This is a genomic window from Micromonospora sp. NPDC093244 (genome assembly GCF_040683695.1).
Lineage (GTDB): Bacteria > Actinomycetota > Actinomycetes > Mycobacteriales > Micromonosporaceae > Micromonospora.
This window is the reverse complement of record NZ_JBFBEO010000004.1, coordinates 66747-82213: the sequence shown is the minus strand read 5'-3', so window position 1 is coordinate 82213 and position 15467 is coordinate 66747. Positions and strand designations below refer to the sequence as shown.

Here is a 15467-nt window from a genome sequence, read left to right as displayed (position 1 = left end):
GAGTCCGGCAGTCGCGAACGAAGGGCAGGCTCAGTGATTTCGAGATTACTCGTCGCCAACCGGGGGGAGATCGCCCGCCGGGTCTTCGCGACCTGCCGGGCGCTCGGCGTGGAGACGGTAGCCGTGCACTCGGACGCGGACGCGGACGCGCCGTTCGTGGCCGAAGCCGACCATGCGGTCCGGCTGCCCGGGGACACGCCCACCGAGACGTACCTTCGGGTCGATCTGATCCTGGAGGCGGCCCGGCGCAGCGGCGCGGACGCCGTCCACCCGGGTTACGGGTTCCTCGCGGAGAACGCCGAGTTCGCGGCGGCGGTGACCGACGCGGGGCTGACCTGGGTGGGCCCGCCGGCCAAGGTGATCGCGGCGATGGGTGACAAACTGGCGGCGAAGACGCTGCTCGCCGAGGCGGGCGTGCCGATGCTGCCGAGCTGGACCGACACCGCCGACGTGACCGACTTTCCGGTGCTGGTGAAGGCGTCCGCCGGCGGAGGCGGGCGGGGGATGCGGATCGTCCGGGACGCCGACGGGCTGGCCGAGGCCGTCGCCTCGGCGGGCCGTGAGGCCGCTGCGGCGTTCGGCGACGGCACGGTCTTCATCGAGAGGTACGTCGAGCGCGGCCGGCACGTCGAGGTGCAGATCTTCGGCGACGCCGCAGGCCGGGTGGTGGCCCTGGGTGACCGGGAGTGCTCGATCCAGCGCCGGCACCAGAAGATCGTCGAGGAGGCGCCGGCGGTCGTACCGGAGTCGGTGCGGACGGCGTTGCACGAGGCGGCGGTGGCCGCCGGCCGGGCCGTGGACTACCTGGGCGCCGGCACCGTGGAGTTCCTGCTCGCCCCGGGCGGCGAGTTCTTCTTCCTGGAGATGAACACACGACTCCAGGTGGAGCACCCGGTCACCGAGCTGTGCACCGGCCTGGACCTGGTGGGTCTGCAACTGCTCGTCGCGGAGGGTCAGCCGCTTCCGGCGACCCTCGGCGCGAGCACCGGCCACGCGATCGAGGTACGGCTCTGCGCCGAGGACGCGTCGGCGGGGTGGCGCCCGGCGGCCGGCACCCTGCACCGGTTCGCCGTCCCCCAGGTGGCGGCCGAGTTCGGCGGGCTGAGCGGGCCGGGCCTGCGGCTCGACTCGGGTGTGGTGGCCGGCTCGGTGGTAGGCGTGCACTACGACTCGATGGTGGCGAAGCTCGTGGCCTGGGGTCGTACCCGCACCGAGGCGAGCCGGCTGCTGGCCGGCGCGCTGGCCCGGGCCGAGCTGCACGGGGTGACCACGAACCGGGACCTGCTGGTCCGGGTGCTGCGCAGCCCCGCGTTCGCCGCCGTCGAGATCGACACGGGTTTCCTGGACCGGCACTCCGAGGTCTTCGCGCCGCTACTGCCCGCCGGCCAGCTTCCGGTGGTCGCGCTCGCGGCGGCGCTCGCCTCGGCCGCCGGCCGTCGCGCCGAGGCCCAGGTCCTGGCCGGGTTGCCGTCCGGCTGGCGCAACGTGCCGGCCGTCCCGCAGGTCACCCGCTTCACCGGCCCGGACGGTGAGATCGAGGTCCGCTACCGGCTCGACCGCACGGGCGCCCTCGCCGAATGGTCCCCCGACCCCGGCAGCGCCGACCTGACAGTGGCGCTCGTCGAGGCCACCCCGGGCCGGGTGGTGCTCGACGTCGACGGGGTTCGCCGCGCGTACCGCGTACACCGGGTGGGGTCGGAGGTCTTCGTGGACGGCCCGGACGGGGCGGCGAGCCTCACCGAGCTGCCGCGTCTCCCGCTGCCGACGGCGGAGCTGGCGGCCGGGTCGCTGCTCGCGCCGCTGCCCGGCGCGGTGACCCGGGTGCACGTCGAGGTCGGCCAGCGGGTCTCGGCCGGCGAACCGCTGCTCACGCTTGAAGCGATGAAGTTGGAGCATCCCGTGGTCGCCCCGATCGACGGAGTGGTCGCGGAGCTGCCGGTGCCGGCCGGCGGTCAGGTACGTACCGGTGCGGTGCTCGCCGTCATCGACAACGCCGAGGAGAACTCCTGATGACCTTCGACCTCACCCCCGAGCAGGACCAGCTGCGCGACGCCGTCAGGGCGTTGGGCCGCCGCTACGGCCACAGCTACTTCGTCGAGAAGGCGAAGGCCGGCGAGCACACCACCGAGCTGTGGGCCGAGGCGGGACAGCTCGGCTACCTGGGGGTCAACATCCCCACCGAGTACGGCGGCGGGGGCGGCGGCATCACCGAGCTGGCAATCGTCTGCGAGGAGCTGGCCGCGGCCGGCTGCCCGCTGCTGCTGCTCGTGGTCTCCCCCGCCATCGCCGCGACGGTGCTCGCCCGGCACGGCACCGAGGAGCAGCGCAAACGGCACCTGCCAGGCCTCGCCGACGGCACCCAGAAGATCGTCTTCGCGATCACCGAGCCGGACGCCGGCTCCAACTTCCACCGCCTGAGCACGGTGGCCCGACGGGACGGCGACGGTTGGCTGCTCAACGGCCGCAAGTGCTACATCTCCGGGGTCGACGAGGCCGGTCACGTGCTGGTGGTGGCCCGTACCGAGGATTCCTCCACCGGCAAGCTGAAGCCGGCGCTGTTCCTGGTGCCGACCGACGCCGCCGGGCTGACCCGGTCCAAGCTGGACATGGAGATCGTGTCCCCGGAGAACCAGTTCCTGCTCTACCTGGACGACGTGCGGGTGCCCGCCGACGCGCTGCTCGGCGAGTCACTGGACGCCGGCCTGCCGGCGCTCTTCGCCGGGCTGAACCCGGAGCGGATCACTGTCGCCGCGATGGGCGCCGGCACCGGCCGGTACGCCATCGAGCGGGCCAGCGACTACACCGCCACCCGCAAGGTCTGGGGTGGCCGGAGCATCGGCACGCACCAGGGCGTGTCGCATCCCCTCGCCCACGCGGCAGTGCAGGTGGAACTGGCCCGCCTCATGATTCAGAAGGCGGCGACCCTGTACGACGCCGGCCGTGACCTGGAGGCCGGAGTGGCCGGCAACATGGCCAAGTACGCGGCCGGGGAGGCCGCCGCACTCGCCGTGGACACCGCCGTCCAGGCGCTGGGCGGGGCGGGCATGACCACCGAGTACGGGGTGGCGACCCTGCTCGGCGCGGTCCGGGCCGGTCGCATCGCCCCGGTCAGCCGCGAGATGATCCTCAACTTCGTCGCCCAACACGTCCTGGGCCAGGACAAGTCCTACTGAGCGGGGCGGGTGAGCCGAGGCTCGGGTCCACTGCGTGCGTACGGGCCGGGCACGTCGGGGCGGCCGGACGACCGGCGCGTCGGTCGGCTCTGCGGTTGACAGTCGGCCGGAGCCGGACATGCTGGAGGGGTGAGTCGACTGCCCAGGCCCGATGCGCGGACGGTGGCGGTGATCGCGGGGCTGGGAGCCCTCGCGCCGCTGGTCACGCTTGCCGTCTGGCGCCGCCAGGATCTGGTGGGCGTGGTGCTCGCACTGCTCTGCGTCCTGCTGGCCATGGTCGCCGGAGTGGCCGCCTCGGCAGCCCGGCAGGGCGACGCCCCCGAGCCGGCGGAGCGCCCACTGGCGGCCGGACCGCCCGAGCTGATGCCCTACGGCCTCGACGCCGACACCCTCGACGCGCTGGACAGCCGGGACGCGTTGCGCGCGGTGCGGGACAGGCGGCGAGGGTCGGGCGGGCTCAGCGATCGGTGAGGGTGGGCGCGCTTAGCGCGTTCACGCCCTTCCCGGCCAGACACCGGTAGGCGCGGTCGACGCTGCCCTCGACGGGCGGCAGCACCTCCAGGTGCCAACCGGTCGCCTCGGCGATCCCGGTGGTCAACCGGAAGGTGGTGGCGCTGCACACCTGCCGTACCGGCTCGGCGGCGACCACCTCGTCGTACTCGGCGCCGACCAGCGGCACCGGCAGCAGACCCTCGGCGTACGTCTCCCAGGTGTGCGGGCCGACGCACGGTACGCGGGCCGCCTCGGCGCGGCTCCCACGGATCCGCATCGGGCCGAAGCACTCCAGCTCGGGCAGGCAGCGGGCGCCGCCGGGCAGGGCGGTCGGCGCGCCGGCGCTTGTCGTGCAGCCGGGCAGCGGCCCGGTGGCCGGTGCGGCGACCTGGCTGGCGGAGGGGGACGGCCCGGGCGGCGGCGCACTGCCGGCCACCCAGGCACCTGCGGTGGCCGAGGCGGCGAGCGCGAGCGCACCCGCGCCGCCGAGGAACCAGCGCCGTCGCCAGCGCCGGCCGGCGGGGGCCGCCTGCTGGGTGTCCTCCACGGCAGGTCGGGGCAATGGCTGGCTGGCCACGTACGGGCCGGAGTAGGCCCCTCCGCTGACCGGAGCGCCGCTGACCGGCGGGCCGAGGGGAAGGCCGGCGAGCATCTCGTGCAGTTCGAGGGCGGAGGGCCGCTCGGCCGGGTCGTTGGCCATGCCGGCGCGCAGCACGTCGATCAGCTCGTCCGGTACGCCGGGCAGGCCGGGGAGCGGCTGGTTGAACATCTCCAGCACGGTGACCAGGCTGGGATTGCGCTCGGACTGCCAGCGCGGCGGCCGGCCGTGCATCACCGCGTAGAGGGTGGCGCAGAGCGCGTACACGTCGACGGCGGGGGACGGCGGGCTGTGGCTGAACATCTCCGGCGGCGCGTACGCCGGGGTGAGCACCTCCAGGGTCACCGAGGCGTCCCGGTGCTCCGCGAGCACGGCCAGCCCGAAGTCGGCGAGCACCGCGGAGTTGAAGTTCGAGTAGAGGATGTTTGCCGGCTTGACGTCCCGGTGCAGCACCCCGGCGGCGTGCGAGTGGGCGAGCGCGTCGGCGATCTTCATGCCGAGGTCGCGGGTCTCGACCGGGCCGAGCGGCGAGGTGCGCATCCGTTCGGCGTACGACCCGTCGCAGAGTTCCATGATCAGGTAGGGGTGCTGGTCGACGGTGACCCCGACGTCGAAGAGGTCCACGACGTGCGGGTGCGACGACATCCGGCCGGCCGCCCGCGCCTCACGCAGGAAGCGGGCCTGGTCCCGCTCGTTGTCGAGCGTCCGGTTCTCCACCTTGACGGCGACCTCACGGCCGACCGAGATCTGGGTGGCCTGGTAGACGGTCGCGTAACCACCCCGGGCAAACACCCGCAGATCGGTCAGGCCGGGCACGTTCGGCACCGGCAAACCTCCGGTCGGGGTGTCGGTCACTGCTCGAAAATACCCAACCCGGCCGGCGGCTCAGCGCACCGCGTCCGCCGGAGCGGCACCGGCGTCCCCGACGTCGCCCGACGCGTCGACGGCAGGCGCCACCCCGACGCCGCCCCGCCGGGCGTCCAGGCGCAGACCGATCGCGGTGGCCACCGCGCCCAGCCCCTCCCACGCGGCCACCCCGAAGAACCGGTCGGGCGCGATGTCGGCAAGCACGGCGATGGTGAACACGGTGAACGTGACCAGCCGGAAGACCACTGTGAAGCGGTAGAACACCCGCCACTCGGTGACAGTCGCGAGCAGGTAGTAGACGCCCATGTTGAACGCCGCCATCGAGGACGCCAGCAGGAACGTGCCCGTGTGGTCACCGACGGCACGCGTCTGCGGCACCTCGAGACCGAGCATGCGCAGCTGCGCCTCCGGCCAGAGCAGCCCGACCGCGCCCATCACCAGCGCCAGCACACCGAAGACCGCAATGGTCCAGCCCGCGATGGAACGCGGCAGCTTCATGAAGAGCCTCCCCAGGCACGGCGACGATCACCACTGTGGACCACCGACGGTGCCAACACGCTAGCCGGTAGGTCCGACGACCACATCCCCGGAACCGGCAGAAACCCCGGCCGGTTGATCAAGGAGTTCCAGTCAGGAGAGGCGGGCGCGCAGGGCGTCCGCCTCGGCGCGTTCACTGCGCTGCTCCGTCGCGTACGCCAGGCGTACCGCCTCGTCCGCGCAGGCGCGCGCCTCCTGCGGATGGCCGCAGGCCGCCAGCGCCTCGGCCAGCACACCTGCCGCGATCACCTGGCTGCGGACGTCCTCGGCCGGCGCGGTGACCGCCCGCCGCGCCCAGTCCAGCGCCTGCTCCCGCTGACCGTGCGCCAGCAGCGCCGACGCGTACCGGGCCATCGTCTGGCGGCGGGAGAAGAGCAGCGACGGGGCGCTCGCGGCGACCGTCGCCACCGGGGCGAGCAGACCGACCGCGGTCGCCGGGTCACCGGCCGCCAGCCGGGCGGTGGCCAGCAGCACCCGGGGCGCGACCTGCGCCGGCGCCTGCGGGTTGTGCGGCTCCACAGCGGTCAGCACCTCACGGGCCACCCGCTCGGCCGTCTCGCAGTCCCCCATGTCCAGGGCCACGAAGCCGCGCAGCGTCCCGGCCATCCCGGTGAGCAGCGGGTGCGACGTCAACTCGGCGTACGACAGGGCGTCGGTCAGCAGGTCCGCAGCGTGCTCCGGCTCGCCCAGCCCGCGCGCCACCACGGCACGGACCACCAGCGCGAAGCCACGCCCCCAGTCGTCGGACGCCGCGGCGAACTCGCGGTACGCCCGTCGTGCCTCCCGGTCCGCCTCGGCCAGCTCACCCAGCTCGGCCGTGGCGTACGCCGCCACCGCGCGCAGCGTGCCCACCGCCCACGCCTCGCCGACCCGCTCACCGAAGGGCAGGAAGACCTGCGCCAGCCGACACGCCTCGCCCAACCGCCCGGCGAGCAGGCGGGCGAACGCGGTGGTGCCCCGCAGCCAGGCCCGCCCGTACGGGTCCTTCAGCTCGGCGAAGAGCCGGGCGGCCCGGCCGAGCACCGCGTCGGTGCCGGCGAAGTCGCCCCGGGTGGTGGTCACCCAGGCCAGGTTCTGCAACGACCACGCCTGCCCGCGTCGGTCCTGCGCGCCGAGGCTCACCTGGTACGCGGCGGCCAACCGACTGCTCGCCTGACTCAACCGTCCGCCCACGAAGTCGGCCATGCCGAGCCGGCGCATCGCCGAGGCGCGCAGGGTGGGCAGGCCGCCGGCCGTGGCGACCTGCAACGCCTCCTGCCAGGCGGACACCGCCCGGCCCTGGTCGCCGAGGGTCTGCTGGGCCTGACCGGCGAGCAGCAGAGCGCTTGCCCGTACCGCCTCGTCGCCCGTGTTCGCAGCGATCTTCTCGGCGAACGCGAGCGCGTCGACGACCCGGCCGATCTGGAGCAACGCCCGTGCGTGCACGACCCGGTCGGCGGCCGGCACCCCGTCGCGGGCCAGTTCGGCGGCGCGTTCCGCGTACTCCACCGCCATCGCCGGCTCCCCGGCGGACAGCGACCGGCGGGCCGCCCGACCGAGGGCGGCGACCCCGAGCGGGCCCACCGCCCGGGCCGGCGCGTCCGGGCGCAGCTTCACCGCGTCGGCGAGCCGGGCGGCCCGCTCGACGTGCGTCGCCACGAAGTCGTCGCGTGCCTCCTCGGTGAACCCGCCCACCGTGCCGGCGGCGGCCCCGTCCACGGGTGCCGCCCACCGGGCCAGCGCGGCGTGCCGTTCGGCCAGTTCCGCCTTGCTCACCCCGGCGTACGCGGCCTCGCGCATCAGGGGCGTCGCGAACGCGTAGCCGGAACGCGTGCGGTGCAGCATCCGGCGTTGCAGCAGCTCCTCCACCGCCCTGTCGAGTTCCACGGCGACCACCGCCGAGGGCCGCCCGTCGCGGCCGGCGCGCTGCTCCCGCAGCGCCTCCAGCGCACCTGTCGGCACCGTGTCGCCGACGACCGCGGCGTCCCGCAGCACCGAACGGGCGTCCGGTGGCAGCGCGTCGATCCGGGCGGCCAGCACGGCGGCGAGGTCCCGGGAGAGCAGCCGGCTGCCCAACGAGCCCGGCGCCAGCCGCCAGCCGGACGAACCCTGGTCCCGAGCGCCGGGGGCGGTGGTGAGCGCCCCGCGTTCGATGAGCAGCGTGACCAGCTCGGCCAGGTAGAACGGGTTGCCCTGGGCGGTGGCGAGCAGCCGGTCGGCGTCCGCCTGCGGCAGCTTGCCCCCACCGAGGTAGCTGGTGAGCAGGCGGGCCGCGTCGGCCCCGCGCAGTGGCGGCAGGGAGTGCACCTCGGCGTCCGCGACCCGGGTCAACGCGCCTGCGGTACGCACCAGCTCGGGACGCCCGAGCAGGAGCACCAGCACCGGGCCGCTGAGCCGGGACAGGGTCAGCCCGAGGGCACGGATCGTCTCGGCCGTTGCGTCGTGCAGGTCGTCCACCACGATCACCAGTGGTGCCTCGGCGGCGAGCCCGCTGAGCAGGTCGGCGACCGCGTTCGGCACCGCCTCGGCGTCGGCGGTCAACGCTGCCGCGCCGCCCCACTCACCGTTGTCGGTGCCCGTGTGCGCGGGCAGTTCGGCGTAGCCGAGAAGGGCGAGCAACTGCTCCGTGGCGATCGGTGGCACCTCGCCGCCGGCGCGGGTGAGTCGCTGGCCGAGCCGGCGCAGTCGCTCCTCCACAGCGGGTCGGGTCAACGCGGTGGCCGCGTCGCTGGGCAGACCGACGGCGGCGCGGACCAGGTCGGCGAGCGGCGCGAGACGGCGACGCTCACCGAAGGCGGCGCAACGCACCGACAGCACCCGGGCGCCGGTGTGCGCGGCGTACCGGCCGGCGCCCACGTCGTACCCGGCCGCGAGGCGCTCCACCTCGGCCGCGTACCGGGACTTGCCGATACCCGCCTCGGCAGTCATCAACAGCACCCGCGGGTCGCCCTGGTCGATCACCTCGGCGAGCCGACCGGCCACCCGACCGATCTCGGTCTCCCGGCCGACGTAGGGCGCCTCGTCGCCGAGCCCCGAGCGGGTGCCCGGCGCGTCCAGCAGACCCAGCAGCTCGTACGCCTCGACCGGCTCCCGCTTGCCCTTCAGTCGCAGCGGGCGCAGTGCCCGCCAGGACGCGACGTGCCGGGTGGCGGCGGCGGTCCGCCCGCCCGCGTAGACCGCGCCGACGGCTGCGGCGTCGGCCAGCCGGGCGGCGGTGTTCACCGTGTCGCCGATGACCGTGTACTCGATCGCGGCCTGGATGCCCGCGATGACGTCGCCGGTGTTGAGCCCCACCCGGAGGCCCAGCGGCGCGCCGCCGCCGCGCTCGTCGTCGAGCACCCGACGGACCGCCCGCTGCATGGACAGGGCGGCGCGGACCGCGCGTTCGGCGTCGTCCTCGTGCGCCACGGGGGCGCCGAACACCGCCATGATCCCGTCGCCGGTCAGCTTGTCGACGTGCCCGCCGAAGGTCTTCACGGCGCCCGCGAGGGCCGCGAGCACCCGGTCGGTGACCGCGCCGACGCGTTCCGGGTCGAGATCCTCCGACCAGGAGGTGAACTCGGAGAGGTCGCCGAAGAGCACGGTGACCACCCGGCGCTCGGCCGCCGGCAACGTCGCGGCGGCCGGCAGCGCGGCACCGCAGTTGTGGCAGAACCGCGCGCCGGGGACGGCGACAGTTCCGCACACCGGGCAGGTCACATGTGCTCCAACCCACTGACCCCCGGCGCGGATTCCCCGGTGGCGACGCCCAGATACTCCAGTTGGGCACGGACCGACCATTCGGCCGCCCACCACAGCGAGCGGTCCACGTCCGCGTAGACGACCGCGACCACCTCGGCGGGGGTGCGGGCGCCGGCGTCGACAGCCGCCCGGACCTGGTCGAGCCGGGCCCGCCTGTGGGCCAGGTAGAAGTCGGCGGCGGCGGCGCAGTCGGCCAGCGCCGGGCCGTGGCCCGGCAGCGCCGGGATCCCGGTGTACGCGGACAGCAGCTCCAGGCTGCTCAGGTAGTCGCCGAGGTGCCCGTCTGGGTGGGCGACGACTGTGGTGCCCCGGCCGAGAATGGTGTCGCCGGTGAGGACCACCCGTTCGCCGTCGTGCTCGACGAGGAAGCAGGCCGAGTCGGCGGTGTGCCCGGGGGTGCTCAGCAGGCGGATGTCGAGGCCGTAGCCGCCCAGGTGCTCGCCGTCCTCGGTCAGCGGCTCGCCGCCGATTGTGTGCGCCGGGTCGACGGCGAGGACGTGCGCTCCGCCGAGCAGGTCACTCAACCGGGCGGAGCCCTCGGTGTGGTCGGGGTGGCCGTGGGTGATCAGGACGAGCCCGATCGGGCCGTACTCGGCGATCCGGGTCAGGTGCCCCTCGTCGGCGGGCCCCGGGTCGATCACCACCGCGTACTCCGCCGCCGGGGCGCGCAGCACCCAGGTGTTGGTGCCGTCGAGGGTCATCGGGCCGGGGTTCGGCGCGCGCAGCAGAGAAACCCAGCGGGGCAACTCGTCGGCAAGCGCCGCCACCGCCCCCGTCACGTGCCCGCTCATGGCTGCGATCGTACGACCCCGGTCACCCCGCCCCGCGATCTTGCACTTGCTGCTGCTGATTCATGCCCCTTCAGGGCATTCGTCGGGGCAGAAAGTGCAAGATCGCGGCCGTGGTGCGGTGGGTCAGGCGACCTCGACGATCAGTTCGATCTCGACGGGGGCGTCCAGAGGCAGCTCGGCGACGCCTACCGCGCTTCTCGCGTGGCGGCCGGCCTCACCGAAGACGGTGCCGAAAAGGTCAGAGGCGCCGTTGATCACGGCGGGCTGTCCGGTGAAGCCGGGCGCGGAGGCCACGAAACCTGTCACCTTCACCACCTTGACCACTGTCTCCAGACCAACCAGCGAGTCGACCGCCGCCAGGGCGTTGAGCGCGCACCGCTGGGCCAGGTCCTTCGCCTGCTCGGCGGAGATCCCCGCGCCGACCTTGCCGGTGGCCAGCAGCTTGCCCTCGGCGATCGGCAACTGCCCGGAGACGTACACGTGCTGGCCGGACTGCACGGCCGGCACGTAGCTGGCCACCGGCGGAACCACGTCGGGCAGTTCGAGACCCAGCTCGGCGAGCTTCGCGTGCGGACCGTTGCTCATGCTTTGGGCCGCTTCAGGTACGCCACCAGCTGGTCCGGGTTCGGGCCGGGGACCACGGCGACGAGCTCCCACCCGTCCTCGCCCCAGTTGTCGAGGATCTGCTTGGTCGCGTGGACCAGCAGCGGGACCGTGGAGTATTCCCACTTCTGCATCGCTGAAGGGCTCCCTCTCGGTGCGGAATTGTTCGAGGCACAGCCTACGGTCCGCTGGCCGAGCGAGGCGCGGGACGCTGCTCCGGCGTGGTCGGCAGCTCGCCGCACGGCCCCTCGTGCTCGTACCCCTGGGGGCACCGGGAGCGGTCGGGCAGCAGCAGGTCGCAGAAGACCCGGTGCCTGTTGTTCTGGTCGTCGGCGTTCGACACGGTGGTCTCGCCGGCGTCCAGCTCCGGAAGGAATCCCAGGGACACCGCGACCCGGCCGGCCAGCGCGGTGGCCGCCGCCAGGTCGGGCACCCGGATCGGCAGGTGGATGACGAAGCCCGGCTCGTCGTCGTCCCGGACCCGTTCGGCGGGACGGTTGGACGCGCGGACCACCTCCGGCGGCTCCGGAACCCGGCGGTACGACCGCTCGTTGACCGGCGGGCTGCCGAGCGGCCCGCCGGTCGCCTCGCCCACGGCAGCCGGCCGGCGGAGCCGATCGTTCGTCGGAAACTGGGTGCGAGGGATGTTGTCCGCGTCGCGCATGCACTGCCTCCGGTAGTACCAGTCGGATCACGCTTCCGGCCCGGACGATCCGTCCGTTCCGTCCCCCGCACCGGGACGAAGGTAGGTCCGTGGCAGCAGTCCCGCCAACAGGACGCGCACGATCAGTCACCTAAAGTCACATATATGACACCTTGGGGTTAGTAATCCCGACTGCGGCAGATTCCACCTCGTCGTCGGCCGAACCGGTGGAGCGAACAGCACGATAGGGGCGACACCCGGCCCGCGGTTGACCGCTACCCTTCCGGTCGGACGGTCGCGCCGCGCCCGGCCGACCGCTCGATCACGCTCGACGCCCCCGCCGGCGGCGGGCGCCGCACCCCCCGGGGGAAAGACATGACCCAGCCACCCAGCGGCGACCAGGCCGGCACGCCCGCCCTCCCGCCGGCCAACCCGGATCCCGCCGGCCAGCCCAGCACCCCGGCCGTTCCCGCCCAGGCGGCTCCGACTGCTCCCGGCCGGGCGGCTCCCACCGCACGACCCGCCGAGTCGTCCCCCACCGGTCAGTCCGGCCAGCTCGCCCTGCCCGCCGCGCCTGCCGTCTCCGCGCCGACCTTCCCCGGTCAGGCTGCCGCCGCCACCGGCCCGGGCGGTCCCGGCACGGCCGAGCCGCCGACGGGGCCGGGCGGCCCGACCACCTCGGACATCCCGCCACCCCCACCCGGTTACCCGCCCTACCAGGGCGCCCCCGTGCCGCCGAAGAAGAAGCGCGGCCTGCTGATCGCGGCAATCGCACTCGTCGTGATCATGGTGCTCTGCGTGGGCGGCGGCGTGGTGGCGTTCCTGACCCTGCGCAACGCCGAGAGTGGCGAGGGCGCCAAGGAGCCGGCGGTCGCAGTCGACGAGTTCCTCACCGCGATCTACAAGGACCGCGACGCGTCCAAGGCGGCCAGTCACGTGTGCGCCGCCTCCCGTGACGACAAGAAGATCGCCGCGAAGGTCGCGGAGGTGCAGAAGTACGCCTCCGAGTACAAGAACCCCCGTTTCCGCTGGACCACCCCGAAGGTGGACAACAAGACGGGGGACCGCGCCACCGTCTCCACCCGGGTCACCATGACCACCGCCGACGAGAAGGTGGCCGATCAGGACCTGCGCTTCACTGTGGTGCAGAAGACGGGTTGGTGGGTCTGCGAGGTCGCGTGACCGGCAAGCCTGGATAGGCTCGACGGGTGCGTGCAGCTGAGCGGCCGACCGACCCGGCCGGTACCGGATGGTCGGCGCGTCTCCACGTGGTGACCGGCAAGGGTGGCACCGGCAAGACAAGCGTGGCGGCGGCGCTGGCCCTGGCGCTGGCCGCCGGTGGCCGGCGCACCCTGCTGGTGGAGGTCGAGGGTCGCCAGGGCATCGCCCAGCTCTTCGGCATCGACCCGCTGCCGTACGAGGAGCGACACCTCGCGGACGCCCCGGACGGCGGTGAGGTGCGCGCGCTCGCGGTGGACGCCGAGGAGGCGCTGCTCGAATACCTCGACATGTTCTACAAGCTGGGCGCTGCCGGTCGGGCGCTACGCAAGCTCGGCGCCATCGACTTCGCCACCACCATCGCCCCGGGCCTGCGCGACGTGCTGCTCACCGGCAAGGTGAAGGAGGCCACCACCCGCACCTCGGGTCAGCGTCGGGCGTACGACGCGGTGGTGCTGGACGCTCCTCCGACCGGGCGGATCGGCCGTTTCCTGAACGTCACCGCCGAGACGGCCCGGCTGGCCAAGGTCGGCCCGATCAAGACCCAGAGCGAGGGGGTCGCCGCGTTGCTGCGTTCCCCGATGACGGCGGTGCACGTGGTGACGCTGCTGGAGGAGATGCCGGTGCAGGAGACGGTGGACGCCGTCGCCGACCTGACGTCGCTCGGCTTCGGCATCGGCAACGTGATCGTCAACGCGACCCGTCCGCCGCTTCCCGCCGGCCGGGCCGTCACCGCCGCCGAGCTGAAGCGGGGGCTGGTCGCCGCCGGGCTGCCTGCCGACCGGGAGATGGTGGCCGGCCTGCACGACGAGGCCCGGGACCAGGTCATCCGTCGGGAGCTTGAGGATTCGCTCCGCGCCGACCTGGTGGAGTTGGGGCTGCCGATGTTCGAGCTTCCGTTGTTGCCCGACGGGGTGGACCGGGCCGGCCTCGAGACGCTGTCCCGTGCCCTCGTGAGGGCGGATTGACTCACACCTGAGGTCGGCACGGGCGCACGGACCCACGCGGCCCGATACGCTCGATTGGTGCCTTCCGAAGACGCGGCGCCGCAGCTGGACGTCGACCAGATCCTCGCCGACCCCGGCGTGCGGATCATCGTGTGCTGCGGTGCCGGCGGGGTGGGAAAGACCACCACGGCCGCCGCGCTGGCGCTGCGGGCCGCCGAGCAGCACGGCCGCCGCACGGTGGTGCTCACCATCGACCCGGCCCGCCGCCTTGCCCAGTCGCTGGGCCTGACCGAGCTGGACAACACGCCTCGCCAGGTCAAGGGGATCGACGTCGAGGCCAGCGGCGGTGAGCTGCACGCCATGATGCTCGACATGAAGCGCACCTTCGACGACGTGGTGCTCCAGCACACCGATCCGGCGAAGGCCGCGGAGATCTTCGCGAACCCGTTCTACCAGGCGATGAGTTCCACCTTCTCCGGCACGCAGGAGTACATGGCGATGGAGAAGCTGGGCCAGCTGCACGCCCGCGGCGAGTGGGACCTGATCGTGGTGGACACTCCGCCGTCGCGCTCGGCACTCGACTTCCTGGACGCGCCGGCCCGACTGTCCCGCTTCCTGGACGGCCGGATGCTGCGCCTGCTGCTGGCACCGGCGCGCACCGGTGGTCGGAGCATGTTCAGCCTGGTCACGGCCTCGTTCGGGATGTTCTCGAAGGTGGTGCAGAAGGTGCTCGGCGCGCAGCTGCTCACCGACCTGTCCGGGTTCGTGGCCGCACTGGATTCGATGTTCGGCGGTTTCCGGCAGCGGGCCGAGCAGACGTACCGCATCCTCCAGGCACGGGAGACGGCCTTCGTGCTTGTCGCGGCCCCGGAGCCGGACGCGGTCCGGGAGGCCGCGTACTTCGCCGGCCGGCTGCGGGAGGAGAAGATGCCGCTGGCCGGCCTGGTGCTCAACCGGGTGCACCGCCCGGCGGTGCCGGAGCTGGACGCCGAGCAGAGCCGGGCCGCCGCCGAGCGGCTGACCGAGCTGGGTGGGCACGAGGCCACCGCCGACGTGCTGCGGGCGCACGCCGCGTTGGCCCGCCAGGCGGTACGCGAGCAGCAGGTCGCCGCGCGGTTCACGGAGGCGTTCCCGGCCGTGCCGGCGGTCTCGGTGACGGCGCAGCCCGCCGACGTTCACGACGTCGACGGGCTGCGGACGATCGGCGCGGCGATCAGCCGGCCCTGATCCGCGTCAGTTGGCCGCGCTGACCAGGATCTTGTCCTTGCCGGCCTTGTCCTTGCTGTTCTTCTTCATCGCGGCCTCGAACATCTTGCGCCAGCTCGTCACCTGCGGGTGGCGGCGCAGCAGCGCCCGGCGTTCGCGTTCGGTCATCCCACCCCACACACCGAACTCGATCCGGTTGTCCAGCGCGTCGGCCAGGCACTCGTACCGAACTGGGCAGCTCCGGCAGATCCGTTTCGCCACGTTCTGTTCGGCGCCCTGTACGAACAACGCGTCCGGGTCCCCGTTCTGACACGCCGCCAGCGACGGCCAGTCAGTGATCATGCCCATGTGTACACGTCCCCCCTTGCAGTACCTACCGACCTCGTCGATGCACGTCAGCCGGCGATTCCCCCCGATCGCCCGGCCTGCCTTCCCCAAGGCGGCGCGGACGACATGTGGCGCTGTTGCCGCCCCCATCATGCTCTGTAGTCGACCGATTACGCAACGTTGTCGGCGAAATCCATCATTCCGGACACTCCCGGCTTCCCGGGCTCTTGACCGCCGCTTACCCCGCCGAGGTCGACGAAAACGCTGCGCCGCCTCCACCAATCGGTGGAGACTCGCGGCAGGTCACACGCAACCACGCACCGGGGGTCGTGCGTTTAGCACAAC

At 73.4% G+C, this 15467-nt stretch carries 14 protein-coding genes; 6 read left to right on the top strand and 8 right to left on the bottom strand.

The features are described 5' to 3' along the window. Nucleotides 1–33 precede the first annotated feature (33 nt). The 3 genes from AB0N27_RS21190 to AB0N27_RS21180 all read left to right on the top strand — a co-directional run bounded on the left by AB0N27_RS21190 (nucleotide 34) and on the right by AB0N27_RS21180 (nucleotide 3644). The gene (locus AB0N27_RS21190; protein ID WP_364372355.1) at nucleotides 34–2010 is read left to right on the top strand and encodes a biotin carboxylase N-terminal domain-containing protein; all 1977 of its coding nucleotides are present in this window, start codon (nucleotides 34–36) and stop codon (nucleotides 2008–2010) included. Then, a complete protein-coding gene (locus tag AB0N27_RS21185) occupies nucleotides 2010–3173 on the top strand; it encodes an acyl-CoA dehydrogenase (RefSeq protein ID WP_364372352.1) in 1164 nt (387 codons plus the stop codon). The genes AB0N27_RS21190 and AB0N27_RS21185 overlap by 1 nt, the downstream gene beginning before the upstream one ends. A 129-nt stretch (nucleotides 3174–3302) precedes the next feature. Further along, nucleotides 3303–3644 carry a hypothetical protein gene (locus AB0N27_RS21180; RefSeq protein WP_364372349.1) on the top strand — a complete coding sequence of 114 codons (342 nt, stop codon included), beginning with the start codon at nucleotides 3303–3305 and terminating at the stop codon, nucleotides 3642–3644. Here the strand turns inward: AB0N27_RS21180 and AB0N27_RS21175 are convergent. The 7 genes from AB0N27_RS21175 to AB0N27_RS21145 all read right to left on the bottom strand — a co-directional run bounded on the left by AB0N27_RS21175 (nucleotide 3631) and on the right by AB0N27_RS21145 (nucleotide 11445). Next, nucleotides 3631–5118, bottom strand: a complete 1488-nt coding sequence (locus AB0N27_RS21175; protein WP_364372346.1) for a serine/threonine-protein kinase — start codon at nucleotides 5116–5118, stop codon at nucleotides 3631–3633. The two genes, AB0N27_RS21180 and AB0N27_RS21175, sit on opposite strands and share 14 nt — an antisense overlap. A 30-nt stretch (nucleotides 5119–5148) precedes the next feature. Then, the gene (locus AB0N27_RS21170) at nucleotides 5149–5628 is read right to left on the bottom strand and encodes a hypothetical protein (protein WP_364372343.1); all 480 of its coding nucleotides are present in this window, start codon (nucleotides 5626–5628) and stop codon (nucleotides 5149–5151) included. 132 nt (nucleotides 5629–5760) lie between these two features. Then, the gene (locus tag AB0N27_RS21165; protein ID WP_364372340.1) at nucleotides 5761–9345 is read right to left on the bottom strand and encodes an adenylate/guanylate cyclase domain-containing protein; all 3585 of its coding nucleotides are present in this window, start codon (nucleotides 9343–9345) and stop codon (nucleotides 5761–5763) included. Continuing rightward, nucleotides 9342–10178 carry an MBL fold metallo-hydrolase gene (locus AB0N27_RS21160; protein ID WP_364372337.1) on the bottom strand — a complete coding sequence of 279 codons (837 nt, stop codon included), beginning with the start codon at nucleotides 10176–10178 and terminating at the stop codon, nucleotides 9342–9344. The genes AB0N27_RS21165 and AB0N27_RS21160 overlap by 4 nt, the downstream gene beginning before the upstream one ends. A gap of 123 nt (nucleotides 10179–10301) precedes the next feature. After that, nucleotides 10302–10763, bottom strand: a complete 462-nt coding sequence (locus tag AB0N27_RS21155) for a RidA family protein (RefSeq protein WP_364372334.1) — start codon at nucleotides 10761–10763, stop codon at nucleotides 10302–10304. After that, nucleotides 10760–10915 carry a DUF4177 domain-containing protein gene (locus AB0N27_RS21150; protein ID WP_007466198.1) on the bottom strand — a complete coding sequence of 52 codons (156 nt, stop codon included), beginning with the start codon at nucleotides 10913–10915 and terminating at the stop codon, nucleotides 10760–10762. The genes AB0N27_RS21155 and AB0N27_RS21150 overlap by 4 nt, the downstream gene beginning before the upstream one ends. Before the next feature lie 44 nt (nucleotides 10916–10959). Further along, complete coding sequence (locus AB0N27_RS21145) at nucleotides 10960–11445, bottom strand: hypothetical protein (protein WP_364372331.1); 486 nt, start codon at nucleotides 11443–11445, stop codon at nucleotides 10960–10962. A gap of 540 nt (nucleotides 11446–11985) precedes the next feature. Between AB0N27_RS21145 and AB0N27_RS21140 the strand changes: the two genes are divergently transcribed. Genes AB0N27_RS21140 through AB0N27_RS21130 form a run of 3 tightly spaced genes read left to right on the top strand, consistent with a single transcriptional unit; the run spans nucleotide 11986 to nucleotide 14816 of the window. Next, a complete protein-coding gene (locus tag AB0N27_RS21140) occupies nucleotides 11986–12606 on the top strand; it encodes a hypothetical protein (RefSeq protein ID WP_364373354.1) in 621 nt (206 codons plus the stop codon). Between the two features lie 26 nt (nucleotides 12607–12632). Next, on the top strand, nucleotides 12633–13610 hold the full coding sequence (locus AB0N27_RS21135) for an ArsA-related P-loop ATPase (RefSeq protein ID WP_364372328.1): 978 nt from the start codon (nucleotides 12633–12635) through the stop codon (nucleotides 13608–13610). A 57-nt stretch (nucleotides 13611–13667) separates the two neighbouring features. Beyond that, entirely contained in the window at nucleotides 13668–14816 is a 1149-nt protein-coding gene (locus tag AB0N27_RS21130) for an ArsA-related P-loop ATPase (RefSeq protein WP_364372325.1), read from the top strand. Nucleotides 14817–14822: 6 nt separating this feature from the next. Here the strand turns inward: AB0N27_RS21130 and AB0N27_RS21125 are convergent, their stop codons facing one another. Further along, nucleotides 14823–15143, bottom strand: coding sequence for a WhiB family transcriptional regulator (locus tag AB0N27_RS21125; protein WP_030328078.1), 321 nt, complete (start codon nucleotides 15141–15143; stop codon nucleotides 14823–14825). Between the last annotated feature and the right edge of the window lie 324 nt (nucleotides 15144–15467).

What these genes read in the sequence shown, in the direction of transcription:
- AB0N27_RS21185 (WP_364372352.1), top strand. Translation starts at nt 2,010, where the DNA reads ATGACCTTCGACCTCACCCCCGAGCAGGACCAGCTGCGCGACGCCGTC.
- AB0N27_RS21125 (WP_030328078.1), bottom strand. Translation starts at nt 15,143, where the DNA reads ATGGGCATGATCACTGACTGGCCGTCGCTGGCGGCGTGTCAGAACGGG.
- AB0N27_RS21155 (WP_364372334.1), bottom strand. Translation starts at nt 10,763, where the DNA reads ATGAGCAACGGTCCGCACGCGAAGCTCGCCGAGCTGGGTCTCGAACTG.
- AB0N27_RS21150 (WP_007466198.1), bottom strand. Translation starts at nt 10,915, where the DNA reads ATGCAGAAGTGGGAATACTCCACGGTCCCGCTGCTGGTCCACGCGACC.
- AB0N27_RS21160 (WP_364372337.1), bottom strand. Translation starts at nt 10,178, where the DNA reads ATGAGCGGGCACGTGACGGGGGCGGTGGCGGCGCTTGCCGACGAGTTG.
- AB0N27_RS21145 (WP_364372331.1), bottom strand. Translation starts at nt 11,445, where the DNA reads ATGCGCGACGCGGACAACATCCCTCGCACCCAGTTTCCGACGAACGAT.
- AB0N27_RS21170 (WP_364372343.1), bottom strand. Translation starts at nt 5,628, where the DNA reads ATGAAGCTGCCGCGTTCCATCGCGGGCTGGACCATTGCGGTCTTCGGT.